This window comes from Leptospira barantonii, from assembly GCF_002811925.1.
Lineage (GTDB): Bacteria > Spirochaetota > Leptospiria > Leptospirales > Leptospiraceae > Leptospira > Leptospira barantonii.
The window spans coordinates 38,434-45,000 of record NZ_NPDS01000005.1; the positions used below are offsets into that span (position 1 = coordinate 38,434).

Here is a 6,567-nt window from a genome sequence, read left to right on the forward strand (position 1 = left end):
AAAATATTTCCAACCGAAGATGAAAATTTTCGGTCTTTAAAAGAAAAAATGCGCGAACCAAATTCTCAGGAAAAAACTGATCGGATTCATCATACCCGAATCCGCAAATCGAATCGTTCCCTTGCGATCCAATATTACAAAAGATGGATATGCGTTCACCTTCCATTCTTTTAAAAAGGAATCGTTCGCGGGTATCACTTTGAAGTTGAGATTCTTTTCACGGATATAACGTTCGAGTTCCGTAAAATTCTCCCCTTCTTCCACGCTGACAAAAGAAAATCGGGAACTGTTTTCCAATCGTTCCGAATACCATTTTACCAAAGGAAGATTGGTGGAACAAACCCCACACCAAGTCGCCCAAAAGTAAACTACGCTAACCTTGTTTGTGGATTCGTATTTTTCTCCGTTAAACTGATTCATTCCGTTGATAGGAATGGTTGGTTTTAAATCGGAGGCTTTGAAAACGGAAAGTGCGATCGTAATCGATAAAAACAAAACGACCCAAAGCGCGAAGGTTCCGCTCTTTTTGAAAACTTCATTCATCGATTATCAATTCGTTTCGTCTTTCCGACTTGTTACATTCGATCCGAGATCGATCGTAAAAGTTTCGTTCGGATGAGAATCAAAGATCGAAACGGATTCCTTTGCCGAATCCCGAATACATAATCGCGATCACCAAGGCCACCCAGATCAATCCCGCCAGTAAAACCCCCCAATCCGAAAGAATCGCCTTCGTAGGGTTGTGTCCCATGTTCTTGATGTAGATGATATAAAGAGAACGAAAGATCGCGTAGACTACGATCGGAATCGTATAGATCATCTGATCGGTTCCGAGGTTTGCGATCGTGGTCGGACTCGTAACGTAAAGAACGTAACTCATCAAGGTCATCGTCGCAACGATCCCGAGCATCATATCCAAGAACCCGGTGGAATATTCGTCGAGAATCTTGCGATGTCCTTTTGCGTTTCCTTCGAGAATGATCAATTCTCCCCTTCGTTTTGAAAATCCCCAGAAGAGCGCGAGCATAAACGTACAGAGAAGAAGCCAAGAAGAGAACGTAACGTGTATGATCACCGAACCCGCGATCGCTCGGATCACAAATCCGATGCTGATGCTCATCACATCGAGGATCACCATGTGTTTCAAAAACTTACTGTAAAGAACGTTGAACACAAGATAAAACGCGACAAGACCGAAAAATGCGGGATGTAAAAGATAAGCCAAGATCAAAGACAAGGGAAGAATGATCGCGGTGATAAAAAGCGCGAACGAAGGATCCAATTTTCCCGAAGCGAGAGGTCTGTGTTTTTTTTCGGGATGTAACGCGTCTTCCTTACGATCCAAATAGTCGTTAACGACGTACTGACAACTAGCCACAAGTGAGAAAAGAAAAAAGGCCGCGATGACCCGTTGCACCGATTCCGGATCGGTCAACTTTTTAGCGAAGATGATGCCCGCAAAAATGATTACGTTTTTGATCCACTGATGGATTCGGAGCAATTTCAAATACTGGAAGAGCATACTCGGTTACATTCCTTAGAAACCCTCAAATCATCAAGGAAAAACCGAGGATCGGACGGAAACATATCGATCCGTTTTAAGCGGAGAATTTAAGAATCGAGTTTACGATTTTCAGAAATCGGGAGCGCCTCTTCGTCCTTGAGATGAACGCCTGAAATTCTTTTTTGTAAGGAAAGAGAAAGCAGATATACGGCCTTTCGAGCCGCATCCGAAAAGTTCATTCCTCCCGAACGAATGTTCGAGATACAATTTCTTCTTTCATCAGTAAGACCGCTCGCGGGTTGATACGTTAGATACAAACCGAGGCTGTTTTCCGTGGACAAACCCGGTCTTTCTCCGATGAGAATGATCGTCGCTTTCGCCTTCCAGAATTCTCCGATCTCGTCTCCGATCGCCACTCTTCCGTTTTTAACGATCGTAACCGGACTCAGTTTGAGTTTCAGATTTTGAAGGGATGGTAAAAAACTTTCCAGAAACGGAATCAAAGAATCTCGGATCGCACTCGCAGAAAGACCGTCCGAAATCACAAGACTCAAATCGAATTCTTCCGAAAACTTGGAAGCGCTTTCCTTTAAAGTTTCAAAAGACTTGTAACTCTGAGAGGAAACTTTTTTTCCGAGATCGGGACGAGCCAAATATTCTTCTCGGGAACTCGCCTTGGATTTGATTTCTATATACTGCAAATCGTGAGAATCTAAAAAATCAAAAAGATTTCCGAAATCGGCTTCGGCCCAAACCGCGTCCCTTGCACGCGCGTGATCCAAACGGAATTTTAAAACTTCTTTTGTGGGCAAAGAAACTCCCGAACGACCCAGACCGATTCGAGCGGAGGTGAATTGTTTCCATTCTTCCCAATCCATAACTTTAACCCGCCAACGTTTCCAAATCCGACAAAAGTCCGGTTTGCAATTTTTGATCCGTGGGAATCAGATTCGTATCTAAAATTCCTTTTTGCAAAAGCCATTCTTCGAATTCGGGCGCGGGTTTTAAACCGAGAACCTGTCTTAAATACAACGCGTCGTGAAACGAAGTGCTCTGATAAGAAAGCATAACGTCGTCGGCTCCGGGAATTCCCATGATGTAATTGCAACCAGCAACACCCAGAAGCGTGAGTAACGTGTCCATATCGTCTCCGTCCGCTTCGGCGTGATTCGTATAACAAACGTCGACTCCCATCGGAAGTCCGAGAAGTTTTCCGCAGAAATGATCTTCCAATCCGGCGCGCAAAATTTGTTTTCCGTTGTATAAATATTCGGGACCGATAAAACCGACAACGGTGTTTACGAGCAAAGGTGAGAATTCTTTTGCGACCGCATACGCTCTCGCTTCCAGAGTTTGTTGATCGATTCCCCAATGAGCGTCCGATGAAAGCCCCGCGCCTTGTCCCGTTTCGAAATACATAACGTTGTCTCCGATCGTTCCGCGTTTTAAGGACAACGCGGCTTCTCTCGCTTCGTTTAACAACGCGAGATTGATTCCGAAACTTTCGTTGAGTTTTTGACTTCCACCCACGGATTGAAACACAAGATCCACGGGCGCTCCTCGATGAATGAGTTCAAGCGTAGTCGTTACGTGACTGAGAACACAGCTCTGAGTCGGTATCTCGTATTTACGAATGAGCGCGTCCAAAAGATTCAAGAGAGAATGTACCGATGGAAGATTGTCCGTAGCGGGATTGATTCCGATGACCGCATCCCCGCTTCCCAAAAGAAGTCCGTCTAAAATTCCGGCGGAGATTCCTTTGAGATCGTCCGTCGGGTGGTTGGGCTGAAGTCTTGCGGAAAGTCTTCCAGGAAGCCCGATCGTATTTCTAAACTTAGTAACAACTCTGCACTTTTTAGAAACCGCGATCAGATCCTGAATCGAACAAAGTTTCGAAACGGCCGCAGCCATTTCGGGTAGGATTCCTGGAATTAAATTCTTGAGAGTTTCCGAATCGGTCTTGTCGCTTAACAAAAACTCGCGAAATTCTCCCACGCTCATCGACGAGATTACTGAAAAAGAATTCCGATCGTGCCGATCGAAAATCAATCGAGTGACCTCGTCCTCTTCGTAAGGAATCAAAGGTTCTTCCAGGAATACGGACAAAGGAAGATCGGAAAGAATCATCTGAGCCGCGACTCTTTCTTCGTAACTCGCAGACGCGATTCCCGCGAGAATATCGCCGGAACGCAGAGGACTAGCCTTTGCTAAAAGATTCTTTAGATCGCCGAATTGATAATGACGGTTTTGAATCCTGGTTGTATATTCCACGGACCAGAGAATCCGTTTTTTTCAAGGAACTGCAACTAGAATTTTTGGAAGATGAGAATGGAAAAGAACTTCAACACAGCCTGAATGGATCCGCTGCCAAAGATGTAAATATCTTACACTCGGAATTCCCAAAGCGCCGTTTCATTACTTTAAGTTTTCATAATATAGTTCGGCCTTAGTTCGATAGAATTCATTCCTAATTTATGAAACCCGACAAAACCATCTGCATGAAACGCTTAGGCGCGAAAAAGCGAATAACGGATGATTTGAGCTCCAAATGAATGTCATAATTCTATTTTATTACACTTTAATAACTTGACTTAGTCTAAATTGTAAAAATTTTACTAATTTATGTCAAAAATAAGAAACATTCGATTGAAACAAAATTGGGTTCATTATTCTGTAATCCTTTGTTTCTTACTCTCTTTGAATTGCAGTAAGGTTTCAAAAACCGATAATTTTCTTTGGCTTTCAGCTCTTGGAATTCATCTAACAAACTCCAGCGAAACCGACAACGGAGAAATAAATCGGCAGATCTCTATTTCTTCGAATGTAAGAGCAAAATTTCAAATCAATCCGGAAGTGATGGAAAACTTAGGTTTTCTTTATACTAACGATCCTGCATTTCCGGAGCTTCGAAAAATTCAAGATTTCTCGATCGTAAATCTTGAATCTCTTATCCGTGATCCCTTGCTGTCGCCGACAGATGTAAATCTATTCATTTTAGATTCGAGTAAAGGGAATATTATTTATACAAAGAATTCAGGAAGAATTGGATATTTTCACGACACGACTCTTGTTAACTACACATCCATTCTTGTATTGCCATCGGGTAAAATATTATTAATTTCTAATACTGGATTTCTAAATCAATGTTATCTTTATACTGCAATAGGAACGATAGTCAAAACTCCATCTTGCATTGATTCGGCGATATCGGCTCAGAGGTTCTACAATTTCAAATCGGATTTAGGAAAAATTATCGTTAAAACTTCTTCAGATACGCTGAAGGTTTTTTCTTCCAAAGACAATTCGATTAACGATTTGAATCTATCTCCGGCGCCGAACGGCATAGTAGATGTTTCCTATTCATCTTCTAAGAATCGACTTTCGATTTCTGATAAAAAAGGAACCAGAATTTCCATTTTCAATGAAATCGAAAATGAAATATTTCAATTAAGAACTCAAACGGAAATTTTTTCTCATTCAGGATCGGAAGGAAAAATCTATAACGCTCCTTATATTAGCAGTATTGCAATAAGCAAAGACGGGATTGTCTACGCTCTGAGTAATATAGAAGACGCCATTTATACTTTTGACCAAAATTTAAAAATCGTTCATGTATTTGAAGACACTTTACAATTTCGTCCATTCCAGAAAATGATCGAACCTCTTAGGATTCGCATTTCTCCTGAAAATGAAGATCTATATATTTTAGGAAAAAATTATGTTTCGATAGCCCGCGACTTAGATGTAAATCCAAATCCCGATTTTCAATGGTCCTTACCTATCAACCAGGATAGTTTAAAACAAGCGATCATGGATTCATTCAAACAATCTAATTTCGATGTAAAGAAAAGCCTTTTCGATCAACCCGCTGCTAAAGCGATTTTAGATACTTATAGGACAGCTCCATGAAATTCTTTCCAAAAGCAATATTACTTCTTACGTTGATTTTAACTGGGCTTACAACATATATCCGTTGCACCCAAGATGAGATTATCTATTTCGCTTATGGAATTTGTACATTTTGGAATTCGACAACAATGGGAACTAAACCTGAATACTGTAAATTATTGCCAAATACCAACGGTCCTGCCGGGAAATGTGTAAGCTGTGAGGGCGATTACACGGTCGGCTACTGTGTTGACGGTTTATATTGGCAGTCCAATCCTAACGGAAAACAATGCGGTAAAGATGCAGGACTTTTCGGTGGCATGACAGGATGCGCGACGGCAGACCGTTGCATCGGAGTCGGGGGAGTTTCCATTCAGACAAACCGATCAGGCGTTTTTACAACGGATGAAACACCATTGCCTCCAAATGTAAAGTCAGTCATTCCGGCAAATGGTTCTACAATTTATCCGAATACGACAATCCTGATTCAAACCACAAAATCAATGGATGGAGATTCGCTCCAGTTATCCGGGCCAATCGGAACCTTCGTTGGAAATTCTTTCCTTGTTAAAAGAAAAGATCAATACAATGATCAAATAACTTTACAGTTAAATCAAAATGTTCCAAGGGGCGCGCATAAAGTTCTCACAATAAAGGGTAAGGATTTGGATGGCCAAAATCTCCAAATCAATTTGAATTATTCGATCTTAGCAAACGGCCAATCACCTACAATTACTTCAAGCACTTGTCAGCCCGAATGTTTGGCCCGATGGATTTTTGACTCGTACGCGTATCAATTCACAGCTCAAGGCGGCTTTCCGCCTTACACCTGGTATATGAATGGACAAATCCCACCAGGCGCCACAATGTCTTCGGATGGAATCTTAAGCGGTCCGCCCACCGGTAATTTTCTTGGCAGATATTATTTCGTAGTTACGGTCGTTGATTCAAACAATACAGTCGCCAATTTCAATGCTTCTATAAATTCATTTGATTTAGGTGCGGCTTGTTATTTTGCAGGAATTTGCTGGTAAGGAAAATATGAAAAACATAATGAATAAAATCCTAATATCTCTTCTATTACTCAATCTTTCTTATAATTGCAAAATGGTTGAAAAAGAAAAAGATGAAAATGATCCCTTTGCGTCCTTGATACTTTTTGGTGCAGTCGTAAG

Annotated in this window: 7 protein-coding genes (1 of these 7 only partly in view); 3 read left to right on the plus strand and 4 right to left on the minus strand. The window is 41.5% G+C overall.

All coding sequences use genetic code 11. From position 1 onward, the window contains the following. Nucleotides 1-36: 36 nt before the first annotated feature. The 4 genes from CH367_RS11955 to CH367_RS11970 form a co-directional block, all read right to left on the minus strand. Entirely contained in the window at nucleotides 37-543 is a 507-nt protein-coding gene (locus CH367_RS11955; RefSeq protein ID WP_100762749.1) for a TlpA family protein disulfide reductase, read from the minus strand. Between the two features lie 79 nt (nucleotides 544-622). Beyond that, a complete protein-coding gene (locus tag CH367_RS11960) occupies nucleotides 623-1,522 on the minus strand; it encodes a decaprenyl-phosphate phosphoribosyltransferase (protein ID WP_100762750.1) in 900 nt (299 codons plus the stop codon). An 89-nt stretch (nucleotides 1,523-1,611) separates the two neighbouring features. Beyond that, entirely contained in the window at nucleotides 1,612-2,382 is a 771-nt protein-coding gene (gene eutC, locus CH367_RS11965; protein ID WP_100762751.1) for an ethanolamine ammonia-lyase subunit EutC, read from the minus strand. 4 nt (nucleotides 2,383-2,386) lie between these two features. Beyond that, entirely contained in the window at nucleotides 2,387-3,775 is a 1,389-nt protein-coding gene (locus tag CH367_RS11970; protein WP_100762752.1) for an ethanolamine ammonia-lyase subunit EutB, read from the minus strand. A 375-nt stretch (nucleotides 3,776-4,150) separates the two neighbouring features. Here CH367_RS11970 and CH367_RS11975 point away from each other — a divergent pair, with 375 nt between their 5' ends. The 3 genes in view from CH367_RS11975 to CH367_RS11985 are tightly spaced (at most 7 nt apart) and all read left to right on the plus strand, a layout consistent with a single transcriptional unit that may run on beyond the window. Next, a complete protein-coding gene (locus CH367_RS11975) occupies nucleotides 4,151-5,413 on the plus strand; it encodes an LIC_11904 family protein (RefSeq protein ID WP_244284564.1) in 1,263 nt (420 codons plus the stop codon). Beyond that, complete coding sequence (locus CH367_RS11980) at nucleotides 5,410-6,426, plus strand: putative Ig domain-containing protein (protein ID WP_100762754.1); 1,017 nt, start codon at nucleotides 5,410-5,412, stop codon at nucleotides 6,424-6,426. Before CH367_RS11975 ends, CH367_RS11980 begins: the two co-directional genes overlap by 4 nt. A gap of 7 nt (nucleotides 6,427-6,433) precedes the next feature. Next, nucleotides 6,434-6,567, plus strand: the beginning of a protein-coding gene (locus CH367_RS11985) for a hypothetical protein (RefSeq protein ID WP_100762755.1). Its footprint extends 379 nt past the window's final position; the window shows 134 of its 513 coding nt (coding positions 1-134); the start codon lies at nucleotides 6,434-6,436; its stop codon lies off the right edge, out of view.